The sequence below is a fragment of the Actinacidiphila polyblastidii genome, assembly GCF_036353415.1.
In the GTDB taxonomy this organism is placed as follows: domain Bacteria; phylum Actinomycetota; class Actinomycetes; order Streptomycetales; family Streptomycetaceae; genus Actinacidiphila; species Actinacidiphila polyblastidii.
Genome location: NZ_JAZEWV010000007.1, coordinates 284,920 through 302,997, shown reverse-complemented (window position 1 = coordinate 302,997; position 18,078 = coordinate 284,920). Strand labels below are relative to the sequence as shown.

Annotated in this window: 12 protein-coding genes and 1 pseudogene; 7 read left to right on the top strand and 6 right to left on the bottom strand. The window is 74.9% G+C overall.

What is annotated here, in order from left to right; translation table 11 throughout:
• Window positions 1-14 precede the first annotated feature (14 nt).
• The 4 genes from V2S66_RS12290 to V2S66_RS12275 are packed head-to-tail and all read right to left on the bottom strand — an operon-like array spanning window position 15 to window position 5,233.
• On the bottom strand, window positions 15-995 hold the full coding sequence (locus V2S66_RS12290; protein ID WP_330794659.1) for a S66 peptidase family protein: 981 nt from the start codon (window positions 993-995) through the stop codon (window positions 15-17).
• Window positions 992-2,986: a prolyl oligopeptidase family serine peptidase gene (locus tag V2S66_RS12285; RefSeq protein ID WP_330794658.1), complete on the bottom strand. Its 1,995-nt coding sequence runs from the start codon at window positions 2,984-2,986 to the stop codon at window positions 992-994. Before V2S66_RS12285 ends, V2S66_RS12290 begins: the two co-directional genes overlap by 4 nt.
• The gene (locus V2S66_RS12280; protein WP_330794657.1) at window positions 2,983-4,407 is read right to left on the bottom strand and encodes a M20/M25/M40 family metallo-hydrolase; all 1,425 of its coding nucleotides are present in this window, start codon (window positions 4,405-4,407) and stop codon (window positions 2,983-2,985) included. The genes V2S66_RS12285 and V2S66_RS12280 overlap by 4 nt, the downstream gene beginning before the upstream one ends.
• Window positions 4,400-5,233, bottom strand: a complete 834-nt coding sequence (locus V2S66_RS12275; protein ID WP_330794656.1) for a M55 family metallopeptidase — start codon at window positions 5,231-5,233, stop codon at window positions 4,400-4,402. The genes V2S66_RS12280 and V2S66_RS12275 overlap by 8 nt, the downstream gene beginning before the upstream one ends.
• Window positions 5,234-5,881: 648 nt before the next feature.
• Here V2S66_RS12275 and V2S66_RS12270 point away from each other — a divergent pair.
• The 3 genes from V2S66_RS12270 (at window position 5,882) to V2S66_RS12260 (ending at window position 9,709) form a co-directional block, all read left to right on the top strand.
• Window positions 5,882-7,618, top strand: a complete 1,737-nt coding sequence (locus tag V2S66_RS12270) for an MFS transporter (RefSeq protein WP_330794655.1) — start codon at window positions 5,882-5,884, stop codon at window positions 7,616-7,618.
• A gap of 237 nt (window positions 7,619-7,855) precedes the next feature.
• Complete coding sequence (locus tag V2S66_RS12265; protein ID WP_330794654.1) at window positions 7,856-8,848, top strand: heavy metal-binding domain-containing protein; 993 nt, start codon at window positions 7,856-7,858, stop codon at window positions 8,846-8,848.
• 30 nt (window positions 8,849-8,878) lie between these two features.
• A complete protein-coding gene (locus V2S66_RS12260; protein ID WP_330794653.1) occupies window positions 8,879-9,709 on the top strand; it encodes a heavy metal-binding domain-containing protein in 831 nt (276 codons plus the stop codon).
• Window positions 9,710-9,741: 32 nt separating this feature from the next.
• On the opposite strand, the gene V2S66_RS12255 is transcribed toward V2S66_RS12260, so the two are convergent.
• On the bottom strand, window positions 9,742-12,213 hold the full coding sequence (locus V2S66_RS12255; RefSeq protein WP_413966374.1) for an MFS transporter: 2,472 nt from the start codon (window positions 12,211-12,213) through the stop codon (window positions 9,742-9,744).
• A 238-nt stretch (window positions 12,214-12,451) separates the two neighbouring features.
• A complete protein-coding gene (locus V2S66_RS12250) occupies window positions 12,452-12,907 on the bottom strand; it encodes an SRPBCC family protein (protein ID WP_330794652.1) in 456 nt (151 codons plus the stop codon).
• A gap of 151 nt (window positions 12,908-13,058) precedes the next feature.
• On the opposite strand from V2S66_RS12250, the pseudogene V2S66_RS12245 reads away from it, so the two are divergent.
• The 4 genes and pseudogenes from V2S66_RS12245 to V2S66_RS12230 form a co-directional block, all read left to right on the top strand.
• A pseudogene (locus V2S66_RS12245) lies at window positions 13,059-14,054 on the top strand (Rv2578c family radical SAM protein); the annotation flags it as partial.
• A 216-nt stretch (window positions 14,055-14,270) separates the two neighbouring features.
• Window positions 14,271-14,831: a GNAT family N-acetyltransferase gene (locus tag V2S66_RS12240; RefSeq protein WP_330794650.1), complete on the top strand. Its 561-nt coding sequence runs from the start codon at window positions 14,271-14,273 to the stop codon at window positions 14,829-14,831.
• Window positions 14,828-15,931: a phosphotransferase gene (locus V2S66_RS12235; RefSeq protein ID WP_330794649.1), complete on the top strand. Its 1,104-nt coding sequence runs from the start codon at window positions 14,828-14,830 to the stop codon at window positions 15,929-15,931. The genes V2S66_RS12240 and V2S66_RS12235 overlap by 4 nt, the downstream gene beginning before the upstream one ends.
• A gap of 268 nt (window positions 15,932-16,199) precedes the next feature.
• Window positions 16,200-18,074, top strand: coding sequence for a 3-hydroxyacyl-CoA dehydrogenase family protein (locus V2S66_RS12230; RefSeq protein WP_330794648.1), 1,875 nt, complete (start codon window positions 16,200-16,202; stop codon window positions 18,072-18,074).
• The last annotated feature ends 4 nt before the right edge of the window (window positions 18,075-18,078 follow it).

The following is an 18,078-nucleotide window of genomic DNA, read 5'->3' as shown; positions in this document are numbered from 1 at the left end:
CAGACCCCCGCTGCTCAGACCAGCGCGGGCTCGTGCAGCACCAGCGTGCCGGCGTCCGCGTCGAGGACGGCGGGCACGCCGAGCGGCAGGGTCAGCGTGGACGGGCTGTGGCCGAAGCCGAACTCCTCCACGATCGGCACGCCCAGGCCCCCGAGGCGGTCGAGGAACAGCGCCCGCACCTCCTCGTAGGGTCCGCAGTCCTGCCAGGAGCCGAGCAGGATGCCGGCGACGCCGTCGAACCAGCCGGAGCGCAGCAGTTGGGTGAGGATGCGGTCCAGCCGGTACGGCTCCTCGCCCACGTCCTCCAGGGCCAGCAGCCCGCCGGCCGCCGAGGGCCGCGCCCATGGGGTGCCGAGGTCGGAGGCGAGCAGGCTGACGCAGCCGCCGAGGGTGACGCCCTCCGCGCGCCCGCCCACCAGGGTGCGGGCGGTCGGCGGGGCCAGCACCCGTACGTCCTCGGGCGCGAAGAGGGTGCGCCGCAGGTGCTCCTGGGTGGCCGGGTCCTCCAGGAAGGTCGGGGCCGCCGCCATCGGGCCGTGCAGGGTGGCGACGCCCAGCCGGGTCGCGAACGCCTCGTGCAGCGCGGTGATGTCGCTGTAGCCGATCAGCGGTTTCGGCGGCGGCCCGGCCGGCAGGGCCGCGCGCATCGCGTCCCAGTCGACGAGGTCCACCATGCGCTGGACGCCGTAGCCGCCGCGGGCGCAGAGCACCGCAGCGATCGACGGGTCGCACCACATGCGGGCGAGGTCCTGCGCGCGGTCGTGGTCGGTGCCGGCGAGGTATCCGGACGGATGCCCGTCGCACACGTGCGGGGCCGGCACCGGGTCGAGGTCCCAGCCGCGCAGGATGTCCATCCCCGCGGCGAGCCGCTCGGGCGGCACGGGTCCGCTCGGCGCGACGATCCCGACGCGGTCGCCGGGCCGCAGCCGGCCCGGCCGCAGCAGCGCGGGCACGGCTGCGGCGCCGGGCGCCGGCACGGCGGCGCGCCCGCTCACGTGGTCAGCTCCAGCAGCGGCACGCCCTGCGGGGCGAAGCCGAACACCTGCCCGTAGAGCGACAGTTCGGCCTCCAGGCAGGCGACCATGGTGTCCAGCCGGCGGAAGCCGTGGCTCTCCCCCGCGAACGACAGGTACGCGTGCGGGATGCCGCGCCCGGCGACCGCGGCGAGCAGCCGCTCGCACTGCACCGGCGGGCAGATCACGTCGTCCAGGCCCTGCAGCAGCAGGAACGGCACGGTGATCCGGTCGGCGAGGTTGACCGGCGAGCGGTCGCGGTAGCGCTCGGGCACCTCCTCGAAGGGGCCGATCAGCGACTCCAGGTACCGGGACTCGAAGTCGTGGGTCTCCCCGCCGGCGCTGGTCCAGCTGGTCAGGTCGAGGATCGGGTAGATCACGGTGCCGCACGCGTAGGTGCTGCTGGTGGTGAGGGCCGCGGCGCTGGTCCAGCCGCCCGCGCTGCCGCCGCGCACGGCAAGCCGCGCGGGGTCGGCGGCGCCTTCGGCGACCAGCCCCTGCGCCACCGCGGCACAGTCCTCGACGTCCACCACTCCCCACTGCTCGCGCAGCCGGTTGCGGTAGGCGCGGCCGTAGCCCGTGGAGCCGCCGTAGTTGACCTCCGCGACACCGATGCCGCGGGAGGTGAAGTAGGCGATCTCCAGGTCGAGGACCATCGCGGCGCGGCTGGTGGGGCCGCCGTGCGCCCACACCACGTAGGGCGCGGGGCCGTCCCCGGTGGCGGCGGGGTTGCGCGGCGGATAGACGTGGGCGTGCACCTCGCGGCCGCCGGGGCCGGTGAACACGCGGTCCGCCGCCTCGGGGAGGTACGCGGGGTCGACCGTGTCGTGGTGGGCGGAGCCGATCACCCGGGTGCGGCCGGTGGCGGCGTCCAGCTCGACGATCTCGTACGAGGTGCGGGCGGACGCGGCGACGCCGACGACGCGGGTGCCGACGACGGCGAGCGAGGGGTTCCACTCCGTCCAGGGACCGCCGGCCTCGGTCAGCTCACCGCTGGCCGGGTCCAGCAGGGCCAGGCGCAGCGCCCCGACGCCGTGCAGGACGGCCACCAGGCCGTTGTCCAGCGGGCGGAACCAGCGGTGGCCGAGCTTCCACAGGGCGTTGCCGAACTCCTCGTCCCGCGGGCACAGGTTCACCGCCTCCCCGGTGGCGGGGTCGACGCGGTGCAGGTTCCACCAGCCGGTGCGGTCGGTGGCGGCGAGCAGGGTCCCGTCGGGGGCCCACTCGACCTGGGCCACGGACTCCTCGGGGCCGCCGATCAGGGTGCGGGCCGGGCCGAGCAGGCCGTCGGCGGTGACGTCGGCGACGCGCAGCTCGGTGCCGTCCCACGGCATCAGCGGATGGTCCCAGGCGAGCCAGGCGGCGCGGCGCCCGTCCGGGGACAGGCGCGGCCCGGTGACGAAGCGCTGCGCGGCGGGCGCCAGTTCGCGCACCGCCCCGCGGTCCTCGGCGGCGGAGCCGTCGAGCGGCACCGCGGCGGGCAGCCGGCGGCAGTCGCTGGGGCCCTCGCCGGTGAACTCCTCCAGCACCGCCCAGACCTCGCCGCGCTCCGGATGGAGGGTCAGGTCGGCCCAGCGCAGGCCGCCGCCGACCGCGGACAGCGGGGTGAGCGGCCGCGGCGGGATGTCGGGCCGGTCCGGCCGGAAGACGTGCAGGCGCTGGTCGCCGTGGTGGACGAAGACGATCAGCGGGGAGTCGTCGACGATCGCGCCGGCCCACGGGGTGCCGCCGTACTCGATGACCCGGCTGCGGACGTTCCACGGCGGGGGCAGCGGGGAGTCCTCGGTGCCGTCCGCGCGGCGGCGCACCAGGGCGCGGCGGCCCTCCTCGGCGGGCCGCGGCGCGGTCCACCACACCTCGTCGCCGACCACGCCGACGTATTCGGGGCTGCCGTCGTGCGCGGCGGCGGTGGCCGCGTCGACCGGTGAGGGCCAGGCGCCGTAGGGGGTCGCGGTGGGGGCGGTGACGGTCATCGGGCGGCCTCCTCCGCGCGGGCCTCGGCGCCGCGCAGGAAGCGGTCCAGGACCCGCACGCCGAAGTGCAGGGCCTCCACCGGCACCCGCTCGTCCACGCCGTGGAAGAGCGCCTGGTAGTCGAAGCCGGGCGGCAGCTTGAGCGGCGAGAAGCCGTAGCCGGTGATGCCGAGCCGGGAGAACTGCTTGGCGTCGGTGCCGCCGGACATGCAGTACGGCACGGCGTGCGCCTGCGGGTCGAAGTGCTCCAGCGCCTCGCACATCGCCGCGAAGGAGTCGGAGTCGATCGGCGCCTGCAGCGGCACCTCGCGGTGGTGGTACTCCCACTTCACGTGCGGCCCGGTCAGCTCGTCCATGGTGGCGGTGAACTCCTCCTCGCCGCCGGGCAGGATCCGCCCGTCGACGAAGGCGGTGGCGGAGCCGGGGATGACGTTCACCTTGTAGCCCGCGGAGAGCATGGTGGGGTTGGAGCTGTTGCGCACGGTGGCCTGGACCAGGGAGGCGGTCGGGCCGAGGCCGGTCAGCAGCGCGTCCACGCCGGCCGCGTCGTCGAGGTCTGCGGGCAGGCCGTGCAGGGTGGCCAGCTCGGTCAGCGCGGCGCGCACCGTGTCGGTGAGCCGCAGCGGCCAGCGGTGCTCGCCGATCCGGGCGACGGCCGCGGCGAGGTAGCTGACCGCGTTGTCGCCGTTGACCTTCGAGCCGTGGCCGGCCTTGCCCTCGGCGGTGAGCTTGAGCCAGGCGGTGCCGCGCTCGCCGGCGGCGACGGGGTACACCCGCAGCGTGTCGCTCGCGTGGAAGGTGAAGGCGCCGGACTCGCTGATGCCCTCGGTGCAGCCCTCGAAGAGCTCGGGGTGCTGGGCCACCAGGTAACCGGAGCCGTAGGCGGCGCTGTCCTCCTCGTCCGCGGTGAAGGCGAGCACGATGTCGCGGGCGGGCCGGCGGCCGGAGCGGGCCCAGGCACGGACGGTGGCCAGCACCATCGCGTCCATGTTCTTCATGTCGATGGCGCCGCGGCCCCAGACCACGCCGTCGCGGACCTCGCCGGAGAAGGGGTGCACGCTCCAGTCGGCGGCCTCCGCGGGCACCACGTCGAGGTGGCCGTGCACCAGCATCGCGGCGGCGGTCGGGTCGGCGCCGGGGATGCGGGCGACCACGTTGGCCCGGCCGGGAGCGGACTCCAGGATGCGCGGGGTGATGCCGGCGTCGGCGAGCTGCTCGGCGACGTACTCGGCGGCGGGGCGCTCCAGGCCCTCTCCGCCGCCGCGGTTGGTGGTGTCGATACTGATCAGGTCGGAGGTGAAGCGCACCACCTCCTCCAGCGCCCGGTCGTCGACGACGCGGGTGGTCCGCGCCTCGCGCGGCGCGGGCGGCACGGTGCCGGCGGAAGCCTGCACGGACCGGTCGGCGGACTGCTCAGCCATACTGCTCCTCCACTGCCTGCGAGACGAGGGTGGTGACGGCCTTGAAGGCGCGGATCGCCTCGTACATGGTGGGCAGCGTGTACGCCACCCGGCGCTCCCCGGTGCGCTCGACGCCGGGTACGACGGCGGCGGCGCCCGCGAGGTGCACGGCGTCGAACTCCAGCTCCACGGTGAACGGTCCGGCCTGCGCCGGCTCCTCGCGCACCGCGAGCGCCGCGGCCTCCTTGGCGGCGGCCCTGATGTCGGCGGCGGTGCGCGCGGGCGGCCGGCAGACCGCCGCGTACCGGGACACGTAGTCCTTGACGGCGACGGTGCGGGCCCGCGGGGCGTACCCCTGCGCGTCGACGCCGGTGCGGTCGTCGCCGGTGACCAGGACTACGGGGACGCCGTACTCGGCGACCACCAGTGCGTTGAGCCGGCCTTCGCTGGCCTGGTCGCCGTTGACCCACACGCCGGTGATGGAGTTGGCGAGGTAGGTGTGGGCGAGGACGCCCTCGGTGCCGGCGCCCGTGTGGTAGCCGATGAAGGCGATGCCGTCCACGTCGCCGTGCTGGACGCCTTCGACCATGGACAGGTCCTTGTGGCGGCCGGTGAGCATCGAGGCGCGCTCGTCGAGCTTCTCCAGCAGGAGGTTGCGCATGGTCCAGTGCGCCTCGTTGATCAGCACCTCGTCGGCGCCGCCGTCGAAGAAACCGGCGACGGCGGCGTTGACGTCGGAGGTGAACAGGTGGCGGCAGCGCTGCCACTGCTCGCTGCCGGGCAGCACGTCGGCCGGCCAGGTCACACCGGTCGCGCCTTCCATGTCCGCCGAGATGAGGATCTTCATGCGCGTCACGTTACGCGGCCGCGGCGGGCCGCTGCCAGGGCCCTCCCCCACCTGTGGATAACTTCAGTGGTCCAGACCTCTGCAGGTCAGCGGGCCCGCAGCGCCGTCGCGGTTTCCGCGGCGAGCCGCACCGGACCGGCGTCCGCCGTGGACCGCGCGGCGAACTCCGCGGCGAGGAGCGGCCGTTCCCGTCGCGCGGGCCGCGGGGAGCGCGGGGAGCCGGCGTCGCGCCGGCCGCCGGGCGGCGCCGCGCCGCCCACCCCGCCGGGCGCCGGGCCGCCGGCGCACGCCGCGCCGGTTTTCACCGGCGGCCCCCGCCGGACCCCTCGCCCGAGCCCCACCTGACCCTCCCCCGAGCCCCGCGCGACCCCTCCCGGCAGGTCTCCGCCCCACTCCTGCACGACCCCCGCCGCCGGCTCCCCGGCGCGCGGCCACCGGGGCGGTCCAGCACGCTGCGACCGGACGGGGACACCGGGTGACCGGGAGCGGACGACCGGGTACACGCCCGCGCATGAGCAACCGGGACGACCGTGCTAGCGTCCAAACACCTGTGTTCGAACTCTGACCGGATGGACCGCGGCAGCAGTTCGGCCCCCACCGGAAGGTACCTCGGGCGGGGACTTCGCATCCGCTACCGGAAGAGGCCACGTGACCACCACCTGGCAGCCCGCGCGCCTGGCTCCCGTCGGAGGGCCCCGGGCCCTCCTGCGATGGCTGGACCCGCGTCACCCGGTGTTCATGGCCACCGCGGCCGCGGCCCTGCTGCACGTGCTGTGGGCGGTCTTCCTGGCCAAGGACTCCGGTGACATGGCCGCCCAGTACGCCTGGACGGACTTCATACGGGCCCACCCGTCGGCCTCGTACAACCTGTCCTGGTACGGGGGCATGCACCCGGCCTCGTACAGCATCCTCTCGCCGTACATCATGGCCGTGCTCGGGGTGCGGACCACCGCGGTGATCGCCGGGACCCTCTCGGCGACGGCGGCCTCGGCGCTGCTGCTGCGGGCCCGGGTGAAGCGGCCGCTGGTGCCGATGCTGTGGACGGTGTTCGCTCTTTGGTGTGACGTCGTCTCCGGCCGGGTGACGTTCGCGCTGGGGATGCTCTTCGCGCTCGTCGCGACCGCGCTGCTGTTCCCCGCGGACCGCTCGGTGCGCGGCCGCTCGTCGCGGATCGCCCTGGCCGTCGTGATGGCCGCGTTCGCCACCATGTGCAGCCCGGTGGCCGGGCTGTTCCTGCTGGTGGTGGCGGCCTCGCTGTTCCTCACCGGGCGCCGCGGCGACGCCTACCTGCTGGCGGCGGCGCCGCCGGTGGTGGTCGGCGCCACCTCGCTGCTCTTCCCGTTCTACGGCGTGCAGCCCTTCGCCTGGTACTTCGCCATCATCCCCTTCGCCACCGCCGTGGTGACCGGCCTGGTCGTCCCGCGCGAGTGGCGCTCGCTGCACCTGGGCGCCTGGGTGTACGCGGCGGGGGTCGCCCTCACCTTCATCGTCCCCTCGCCCATCGGGAGCAACGTCGAGCGCCTCGCGCTGCTCTTCGGCGGGACGGTGCTGCTGATCGTGGCGATGGGCACCACCTGGGGGACGCGCCGGGCGCTGGTGCTGTGGCTGGCCTTCGCCGGGGTGGCGGGCTGGCAGATCGCCAAGCCGATCGTGGACCAGGTCAACACCTCAGCGGTCTCCGCGACCATCAAGTACTCCGCGCCCCTCATCTCCGAGCTGCACGACGTGCGCGCGGACCGCGGCCGCGTCGAGGTGGTGCCGCTGCGCTCGCACTGGGAGGCGTCCGGCCTCGCGCCCTACGTCAACCTGGCGCGCGGCTGGAACCGGCAGGCCGACGTGGAGCGCAACCCGCTCTTCTACGACGGCACGCTGACCGCGGACTCCTACCGTGACTGGCTGCGCAACTGGAGCGTCAACTACGTGGTGCTCCCCTCCGACCAGCCGGACGGCGCGGCGGTCGCCGAGGCCAAGATCGTCGCGGCCGGCAACACCTGGCTGCACCCGGTCTGGCAGGACGCGCACTGGAGGGTCTACGAGGTGTCCGGCGCGCAGCCGCTCGCCGATCCGCCCGCGGTGGTGCAGGAGGCGGGCCCGGCGGAGCTGACCGTCTCGATGCCGAAGAGCGGCACAGTCCTGCTGCGCATCCCGTGGTCGCCGGTGCTGGGCATCGAGGGCGCCACCGACAACCGGCACGGCTGTCTGACGCCGGACGGCGACTGGACGCGGCTCTACGCGCCCTCCGCCGGCACCTACCGCATCGGCGGCAGCTACGCGCAGATCCGCGGCACGCAGTGCGCGAAGGACACCAGGGACACCAAGAACACCAAGGACACCAAGGACTCGGACACCGGCGGCTCCCCGGGTCCGTCCGTCTCCGGCGGCTGAGCCCCGGCCGCACGAACCGCCCGGGTCCGCCCGCGGCGGACCTTCGTCGACTCCCCCGCGAGCCGTCGCCGTCGCGACGGCCTTCGCCGTCACCTTCACCGTCGCGATGCTGGGCGGCCGCCGTCTCCCGGTCGGGCCACCGGAATCCCGGCGGGGTCGCCGGTGCGCCGCCGGAGCTATCGTGGGTCCGAGGTTGCTCCGCTCGTTGCCGTGACGGGAGATCGGGGAGGGATGTCGGTGCCGCCTGGCCGTCGCAGGCGCCCCCGGAACACCGCGGGGGCCACGACCGCGCTGGACGCGGTCACCTCCGAGAGGGGCGGCGCCTGGACGTCGGCCCTTTCGGTGGGCGAACTGGCGTCGATCGGCTCGGTCGGCTTCGAGCCGGTGGGCCAGGTGATGGGGTCCGCGGTGCTGCGCCTCAAGCGCACCGGCAGGTTCTGGGGCTATCACGACTGCGGGTACCCGCCGCCCGGTGGGCAGCCCGCGCGTCCGATCGGGGCGCGCAGCCGGGCCCCTGTCGCCGTGTCGGGGGCGGGGGCCGCCTCGGCCACGGTGGTCGAGGTGTTCGACCGGGCCCGGCGCATCGTGCTGGAACGGATGTCGGCGCAGTGCCGGGCGATCGGCGGTCACGGCGTGGTGGCCGCGGTGGTGAGCACGGCCCCGATGGACGCCGAGCCCGAGTGCACGGAGTTCACGGTCATCGGGACGGCGGTGCGCGCCCGCGGGTCGAAGCTCCGGCTCAGGACGCCGTTCACCTCGCACCTGGACGGCCACGGCTTCGCGAAGCTGCTGGCGGCCGGGTGGGTGCCGGTCGAGCTGCTGGTGGGCATGTCGATCGGGGTCCGGCACGACGACTCGTTCAGCCGGGTGCCGAGGCTCTCCTCGCGGAACACCGAGATCAGCGGTCTGAGCCAGCTGGTCCGGACGGTCCGCGCCGACGCCCGGCGCCAGTTGCAGGTGCACGGGGCGGAACGGGGCGGGAACGCGCTGATCACGGCGGCCGACGGCACGCTGCGGGTGTGGAAGGAGCTCTGCACGCAGTCGAGCGGTGGCGACGACGAGCTGACGTTCCACGACCACCTCGCGGAGTCGACCCTGGTGGGCAGCACCGTCGCGCGGTTCGAGGCGCCGCCGCGGAGGACGACCCTGACGGTGATGCCGCTGGGGCCCCGGGGCGGCGGGCCGGACGGCCGGGTCCCGCCCGACGGCGGGGCGGACGGGGACCGCTGACGGCCGGCGTCGCGGACAGGGGGGAGCGGTATGGCGGGGGTACGAGCGGGCGGCGACGATCTCACCGCCGCGGCGATACGGCGGTTGTCGGGGCTGAAGCCGGGAAAGCCGGCGGCGATCGTCACCAGTGACCTGTCGGTGAACGAGTTCGTCCTGGTGCACGAGGTGGGCTTCAGGCCGGTCGGCATGGTGCTCGGCAGCGCGATCCACCACGTGGGCATCCAGCTCCGCCGGTGGAGCGCCGACCAGGAGCTGACGACCCTCAGCCGGGCGATGTACCTCGCACGGGACGCGGCGATGTCCCGGATGCAGGCGGAGGCGTCCGCGCTGGGCGCCCACGGCGTCGTCGGGGTCCGGCTGACCGTGGAGCCGCGGGCGTTCGGCGAGGACGTCGTGGAGTTCCTCGCGGTCGGGACGGCGGTCAAGGCCGACAACCCGCCGCCGGGCGGCGGCCAGTGGCGGAACGCCGAGGGGAAGCCCTTCACCTCCGACCTGTCGGGGCAGGACTTCTGGACGCTGGTCCGGGCCGGCTACGCGCCGCTCGGCATGGTGATGGGCACCTGCGTCTACCACGTCGCGCACCGTAAGGCCGGCGCCGCGCTCTCGACCCTCGGCAGGAACGCCGAGATCGGGGAGTACACCCGGGCCCTGTACGAGGCGCGTGAGCTGGCGATGGCCCGGATGCAGGCGGAGGCCGCGCAGCTGGGCGCGGAAGGCGTCGTCGGCGTGCACCTCGACGCGTACGGCCACCGCTGGGGCGGTCACACCACCGAGTTCTTCTCGACCGGCACGGCGGTCCGCCCGCTGCGGCCCGGCCACCGGATCGGGCGGCCCGCCCTGGTGCTGGACCTCGACGGGTGACGCCCGCGGGCCGCGGCCGGCGGCCTCGGGGGTCAGTCGGCGTGGCCGAGCTGGAGATCGCGCTCGGTGCGGCCGCCGCCAGCGACCTGGAGGACGGTGGCGACCGGGGGGTATCCGGCGGCGATGACCGTGTACTCGCCGGCGGCGAGGTCGACGAAGCGGAAGTGGCCGTCGGCGCCGGTGGTGACGGAGTCGACGACGTTGCCCGCGGCGTCGAGGAGGGTGACCCTGGCGTCCTCGACGAGGCGGCCGCCGGGGGCTCGTACGGTGCCGCGGAGCATCGCGCCGCCGGCCAGCTCGACGTCCTGGCGGGTTTCGCGGCCGGCTTGCAGGGACACCGGGAGCGCGGCGGGGCGGAAGGCGGGTGCGCTGGCCGCGAGGGTGTACTCGCCGGCGACGAGTTCGGTCAGCAGATAGCCGCCCTCGCGTCCGCTGCGGGCGCTGGCGACCACGTCGCCGCGCACGTCGGTGAGGGTGACGACGGCGTCCCTGACCGGTGTGCCGTCGGCGGTGCGCACGGCGCCGGCCAGCCGCCCCGCGCCGCCCAGCACGACGTCCAGCTCGACCGGGTGGTCGCCGACCGTCACCGAGACGGCCTGCGGCTGGTGGCCGCCGGCCGCGGCGATCAGCACGTAGCTGCCGGCGCCCGGCGTGCTGAGCGCGTACCGGCCGTCCTCGGCGGTGGCGCCGCGGCCGACCTGGCGCCCCGCGCCGTCGATGAGGGTGAGCGCCGCGCGGCCCACGCTGGTGCCGTCGGAGTGCTGGACCGAGCCGCACACCGGGACGCCGCCGCCCGGTCCCCGGCGGGCGCCCGGCAGCGGCGTGCCGTTGGCCGGGGCGCGCTGCGGGGCGCGCTGCGGGTCGTGGTGGGGGTCGTAGGCGGTGTGGTCGATCGCCGGGTCGTAGGCCGCGTCGAGGGCGGGGTCGTGGGCCGCCGGGGCGGCGGGGCCGTGCTGGGACACCAGAGGTTTCTCCTTGAGCAGGAAGGCGAAGAGGAAGCCGAGGACGAGCACCGGCACCAGGTAGAGGAAGATCCGCGGCATCGCCTCCGCGTAGGCGGCGATGTAGGCGTCGCGCACCGGGGCGGGCAGCGTGCGGACCAGCTGCGGGGTGATCGACTGGGGGTCGGTCAGGCCGGTGCCGTCCGGGAGTCCGACGGCGAGCCGGTGCGCGAGCCGGTCGGCGAACAGGGTGCCGAAGACCGCCGCGCCGACCGAGCCGCCGATCTGCCGGAAGTAGTTGTTGGCGCTGGTCGCCGAACCGATGTCGGACGGCCGCACCGAGTTCTGCACGGCCAGCACCAGGACCGGCAGGATCATGCCGATGCCCAGGCCCAGGACCGCCATGGAGACGCTGTACTCGCCGCGCGGGGTGTCCGCGTCCAGCCGGGAGAGCAGGTACATGCCGGTCGCGGAGAGCGCGCTGCCGAGGATCGGGAAGACCTTGTAGTGCCCGGTGCGGCTGATCAGCTGGCCGCCCGCGATGGAGGCGAGCACCACGCCGAGCATCATCGGCAGCATCAGCAGGCCGGAGCCGGTGGCGCTCGCCCCGTCGACCATCTGCAGGAAGCTGGGCAGGTAGCTGGCCGCGCCGAAGAGCGCGACGCCGATCACCGCGCCGACCACCGCCGACACCACGAACACCCCGTCGCGGAAGAGCCGCAGCGGGATGACGGGTTCCGCGGCGCGGTGCTCGACCAGCAGGAAGAGCAGCGCGCAGAGCACGGCTCCGGCGCCGAGCCCGAGGATCTCCCGGGACCGCCAGGCGTACGTGCCGCCGCCCCAGGTGGTGAGCAGCACCAGGCAGGTGGACCCGACGGCGAGCAGCAGCGCGCCCAGCACGTCGAGCCGCGGCCGGACGGTGGGCTTGGGGAGCTTCAGGACCGTGCTGACGACGGCGAGGGTGACCAGGCCGAAGGGCACGTTGACGGAGAAGCACCAGCGCCAGGAGGCGTGGTCGGTGAAGAAGCCGCCGAGCAGCGGCCCGGCGACCGAGGCGACACCGAAGGCGGCGCCGATCATGCCCATGTAGCGCCCGCGTTCGCGGGGCGGCACGATGTCGGCCATGATCGCCTGCACGCCGATCATCAGCCCGCCGCCGCCGACGCCCTGGATCGCGCGGAAGGCGACCAGTTCGTCCATCGTGCGGGACCAGGCGGCCAGCGCGGAGCCGACCACGAAGGTCAGGATCGCGAACTGGAAGACGCCCTTGCGCCCGAAGAGGTCGCCGAGCTTGCCGTAGATCGGCAGGCCGATGGTGGAGGCCAGCAGGTAGGCGGTGACGACCCAGGACATCTTGTCCAGGCCGTGCAGCTCGCCGACGATCTTCGGCAGCGCGGTGGCGACGATCATCTGGTCGAGCGCGGCGAGCAGCAGCGCCAGCATCAGGCCGAGGAAGACCAGCCGGACTCCGCGCGGGGTCAGCCCGGCCGCCGTCGCGGCGGGCGGGGGTCCGCCGCCCGCCGCGCCAGCGGCCGACCCGTCCACCGCGGCCGACCCGTCCACCGCGGCCGACCCGTCCACCGCGGCGGTCCCGTCCACCGCCGCCGTAGCGTCGACCAGCGCGCTGCCGCTCACTGCCGCTCCCCTCGTCCCGCCCGCTCCGCCACCGTTTCCCGCATGAGGCGACAACGAGGGACCGGCGCGGCGATTCTCAGGGAGACGGCAGAACCACCCTTATCAGTGAACGATCACCCCACCACGGAGCCAGCGCGCGGGGGGGGCGCCGCGCGCACCCCGCGGGTCACCGCGCGGCGGGCTGCTCGACCTGGGCGGCGAGTGCGGCGAGCACCTCGTCGTGGATGCGGTTGAGGCCCTTGGGCGCGAACGTCCGCTCGAAGAAGCCGCCGACGCCGGTGGCGCCCTGCCAGACGGTGGCGACGACGACCTTGGTGCGGCCGCTGCCGGCCGGTGTGACCGTCCAGGTGTTCACCATGGTCGAGTTGCGGTCGCTCTCCACCAGCTGGCCCGCGGTGGGCGCCGTGACGTCGAAGAGGCAGTCCCGCACCCGCTTGCTGGTGGCCTGGAGCTTCCAGTGCACGACCGTGCCCGCGCCCGAACCGCCCTCCCTGACCTCGTACTCGCTGAACTGGCCGGGAAGGATCCGGCCGCGGGTGCCGGCGTAGTCGGCGAGCGCGTCGTACACCTGCTCGGGCTCCGCCGCGACGATCCGCTCCGTGGTGGCATCGACCAGCGCCATGGTGGGCTCTCCTCGGTTCGTGTCGGCACGCAGCGTCGGCGCGCCGCGTCCGTCCGTGTTCTTCACGTGTCGCCCAAGCCAACCACACCCGCTTTTCGAATCTTTGTTCTATTGTGGACAGCGGGGGCCGGAACGACCGAAGGAGGGCGCGATGCGCTGGGACGGGCTGAGCCGGGACGACGCCGCGGGCGCGCTGTTCGGCACCGACGCGGTGACCACGCGGACCTTCGACACCCCGGAGTTCCGCGGCATCACCTTCCACGAGGTGCGCGCCCGCTCGATCCTCAACCGGGTGCCGGGCGCCTCCCGGATGCCCTTCGAGTGGACGGTCAACCCCTACCGCGGCTGCTCGCACGCCTGCGTCTACTGCTTCGCCCGCAGGACGCACAGCTATCTGGACCTCGACACCGGCCAGGGCTTCGACACCCAGATCGTGGTGAAGGTGAACGCGGCGGAGCTGCTGCGCCGCGAACTGGCCTCCCCGCGCTGGAAGGGCGAGCACGTCGCCATGGGCACGAACGTCGACTGCTACCAGCGGGCGGAGGGCCGCTACCGGCTGATGCCGGGCATCCTCACCGCGCTGCGCGATCACGCGAACCCCTTCTCCGTCCTCACCAAGGGCTCGCTGATCCTGCGCGACCTCGAACTGGTGCGGCAGGCCGCGAGCGTCACCGATGTGTCCGTCGCGCTGTCGGTCGGCTTCACGGACGGCGAGCTGTGGCGCAGCGTCGAACCGGGCACGCCTTCCCCCGAGACGCGACTGGCGGTCTGCCGCACCCTGCGCGAGAACGGGATACCCGCGGCGGTGCTGATGGCCCCGGTGCTGCCGTTCCTGAGCGACTCCCCCGAGCAGCTGCGCGCCACCGTACGGGCCATCGCCGCGGCCGGCGCGACCTCGATCACCCCGCTGGTGCTGCACCTGCGGCCAGGCGCCCGCGAGTGGTACATGGCCTGGCTGGCCCGCACCCACCCGCACCTGGTGCGCCGGTACGAGACGATGTACGCGGGCGGCGCCTACGCCCCGAAGTGGTACCAGCGGCAGATCACCCGCCAGGTGCACGGGTTCGCGGCGGAGTTCGGCTGCGGGCCGGGCCGCCACGAGGAGCGGGAGCCCGGCGGCCCGGCCGGGGACGGCCCCGCGCCGGCGGCTCAGGACCGGCGGCCCGCCGTCACGCCGGGGCGCTTCGGCCGGCCGGCCGACGAGCCCGGCGTGGAGCGCGGCCGGGAGCACGCGGCGCAGCCGCCGGCGGACGGTCCGGGCGCCGGCGCGGGCGCGCAGGACCACGGGGGCTCCGGCCGGGCCGGCCGCACAGGGCCGGAAAACACGCAGCTCACTCTGCTCTGACCTCTCTAGGCTCGGCCCATGACGACGATCCGCACGATGACCGAGAAGGACGTGCCGGCCGTGTCCGAACTCCGGATACGCGGCTGGCGTTGGGCCTACCGCGGCATCGTGCCGCAGAGCTACCTCGACGCGATGGACCCGGTGCAGGACGCCGCGAGGCGGCGGGAGTTCTTCGCCGCGTCCGCCGGCCGGGTGGACAACGTGCTGGCCGTGGCGGACGCGGCGGTGGTCGGCTGGGCGTCCTTCGGGCCCTGCCGCGGCGAGCCGGACGCCGCCGTCGACGGCGAGCTGTACGCGCTGTACCTGCGGCCCGACTGGGTCGGCCGCGGCGTCGGGCGGGCGCTCACCGACGCCGTCGTGGAGCGCACCGCCCGGCGCGGCCGCCGCCGCCTGCTGCTGTGGGTGCTGGCCGACAACTCCCGGGCCAGGCGCTTGTACTCGGCCGCCGGATTCGCCCCGGACGGCGCGGAGACCAGCGACGACTACGACGGCGTGAGGCTGCGCGAGGTGCGCTACGTCCGCGAACTGGCCGCAACGGCCACCACGCCCGCGACGCCCGCGACGGGAGCGATCGGATGAGGGAGCGGCCGCGGGACCTCACGGACGGCGCCGTCCGGGAGGCCCTGACGGGCTGGGGCATCGAGGCGGTCCGCGTCGCGTACGCCCCGGTCGGCTTCGGCGACCACCACTGGACGGCCGAAGAGGCCGGCGGGCGGCGGTGGTTCGTGACCGTGGCGGACCTCGCGGCCAAACAGCTCCTGCTCGGCTCCGGCGGAGCGGACTGCCGGAACCCCGGCGTGGACGACCGCCGTGCCTCCCACCCTGTCGGCCGCCCGGACGACCGACCGGACGACCGGCCGGCCGCGGCGGCGGCGCGGCACGACGACGGGCGGACCACGGCGTACGAGGCGCTGCGCCGGGCGCTGGACACCGCGAGCGCCCTGCGCGAGGCGGGCCTCGCCTTCGTCGGGGCGCCCGAGCGCGCCCGCGACGGGGGCACGCTGCGGCGGCTGGAGCACGGCTACGCGCTCAGCGTCTTCCGCCACCGGGCCGGCGCCTCCGGGAGCTTCGGCGACACGCTCGACGCGGCGGAGCGCGGCCGCGCGCTGGACCTGCTGGCCGCACTGCACGGGGCCCGGCCGCCCGCCGCGACGCCCGTGCCGCGTGCGCGGCCGGCCGTGCTGGAGCATCTGACGGACACGCTCGGCGCACTGGACCGCAGCTGGCGCGCGGGGCCGTACGCCGAGCCCGCCCGGCTGCTGCTGGCCCGGCACGCGGCGGCGCTGTGGGACGCGCTGGCCAGGTTCGACCGGCTCGCCGGGCACGTGGCGTCGGCCGGCCGCGTGGTGACCCACGGCGAACCGCATCCGGGCAACATGCTGCGCTGCCCCGGCGGCCGCCGGCTGCTGGTCGACTGGGACACGGTGGGGCTGGCGCCGCCCGAGCGCGACCTGTGGCTGGTCGCCGCGGGCGCGCAGGACCTGAGCCGGTACGAGGCGGCCTCGGGCCACCGGGCCGACCCTGCCGCGCTCGCCTTCTACCGGCTGCGCCGGGCGCTGGAGGACGTGGCGCTCCACGCGACGCATTTCCGGCGGCGGCACGGCCGCGGCGCGGAGACCGTCACGGCCTGGTCGACCTTCGCGCGGACGCTGGAAACCGACTTCCCGCACGACGCCTGAAGGCCGCCGCCTCCCCCGGCGGCCGCTCATCTGAAGGCGGCGCAAATCACATGCGCACAGGGGTGGCGCTCAAGTTACCGGTTGGTTAACCTCGAAACCAGGTGGACGGCGGCCGGTGACGCAGCCCCGTCCCCCTGGCACGACTGTCGGTTCGGCACATCGCGGCGCGGCCCCGGGACAGGGCCCGCCTGGTTCCCGCGGGCGCACCCACCGGTGCGATCGGCCCGCGACTCCACCTCCACTCCCCAGCCGTGTCTGGAGTCTCGCGATGGACCGTCCGTCCTCGTCCTCAGCGTCCCCTGCGTCCCCTTCTCCGACGTCCACGACATCCACGACGCCCTCGACGCCCGTATCGCCCTCGCCGGCCCCTCCCCCCGCGGTGGTCGCCGTGGTCGGCCTGGGCACCATGGGCGCCGGCATCGCCGAGGTGCTCACCCGCGCCGGCCACGAGGTGATCGGCATCGACGTCAGCGACGCCGCCGCCCGGCGCGCTGTGGCCGTGCTGGAGCGCAGCACCGCCCGCGCCGTGGAGCGCGGCATCACCACCGAGGCCGGCCGCGCCGACGCGCTGGCCCGCTTCAGGACCTTCCCCGAGCTGCGTGCGGCCGCCCAGGCCGATCTGGTCATCGAGGTGGTCGACGAGCGCTACGAGACCAAGCGCGACGTCTTCACCGCCCTGGACCGGATCGTGAAGCCGGGGGCGATCCTCGCCACCGGCACCAACGCGCTGTCGGTCACCCGGCTCGCGGCGGAGACCGCCCGCCCCGACCGCGTCCTCGGCCTGCACTTCTTCGCACCCGCGCCGGCGATGAAACTGGTCGAGGTGGTCTCGACGGTGCTGACCTCACCGGAGACCACCGCGGCGGTCACCGCGCTGGTGCGCAGCCTCGGCAAGGAGCCGGTGCCGGTCGGCGACCGTCCCGGTTTCATCGCCGACGGCCTGCTCTTCGGCTACCTCAACCAGGCCGCGGCCATGTACGAGTCCCGGTACGCGAGCCGCGAGGACATCGACGCGGCGATGCGGCTGGGCTGCGGCCTGCCGATGGGCCCGCTGGCGCTGCTCGACCTGATCGGCGTGGACACCGCCACCACCGTGCTGGAGGCGATGTACGAGGCCAGCAGGGACCGGCTGCACGCGCCCGCGCCGGTGCTGAGGCAGCTGACCGCCGCCGGGCTGCTGGGACGCAAGTCGGGCCGCGGCTTCTACCGCTACGACGCGCCGGGCGGCTCCGTGGTGGTGCCGGACGAGCAGACGCCGGAGAAGGACCGCGGCGGACCGGCGGGCCGGGCCGTGCAGCGCGTGGGCGTGGCGGGGTCGGGCACGATGGCCACCGGCATCGCCGAGGTCTTCGCCAAGGCAGGGTTCGACGTGGCGCTGGCGGCGCGTACGCCCGAGAAGGCCGAGGCCGCGGTGGCGCGGCTGGCGAGGTCCCTCGACCGGTCGGTGGCCAAGGGCCGGCTGTCCGCGCGGCAGCGCGACGCGGCGGTGGCCCGGGTGACCCCCGCCGGGTCGTACGACGCCTTCGCGGACGCCGACCTGGTGGTGGAGGCGGTGGCCGAGGACCTCTTCGTCAAGCAGCAGCTCTTCCGGATGCTGGACAAGGTGTGCCGGCCGGGCGCGGTGCTGGCCACCACGACCTCCTCGCTGCCGGTGGTGGCGATCGCCCGCTCCACCGGGCGCCCGCAGGACGTGGTCGGCATGCACTTCTTCAACCCGGCGCCCGCGATGAAGCTGGTCGAGGTGGTCCGCACGGTGCTGACCCGCGACGACGTGGCGGCCACCGTGCACGAGGTGTGCGGCCGGGTGCGCAAGCACGCCGTGGACTGCGGCGACCGGGCCGGGTTCATCGTCAACGCGCTGCTCTTCCCGTACCTGAACAACGCGGTGAAGATGGTGCAGGACCACTATGCGAGCGTGGACGACATCGACGCCGCGATGAAGCTCGGCGGCGGCTATCCGATGGGCCCGTTCGAGCTGCTCGACGTGGTGGGCCTGGACGTGTCGCTGGCGATCGAGCAGGTGCTGCACGAGGAGTTCCGCGATCCGGGCCTGGCGCCCGCGCCGCTGCTCGAGCACCTGGTGTCCGCGGGGTGCCTGGGCCGCAAGACCGGGCGGGGCTTCCGCGAGTATGCCCGGCGCTGAGCGG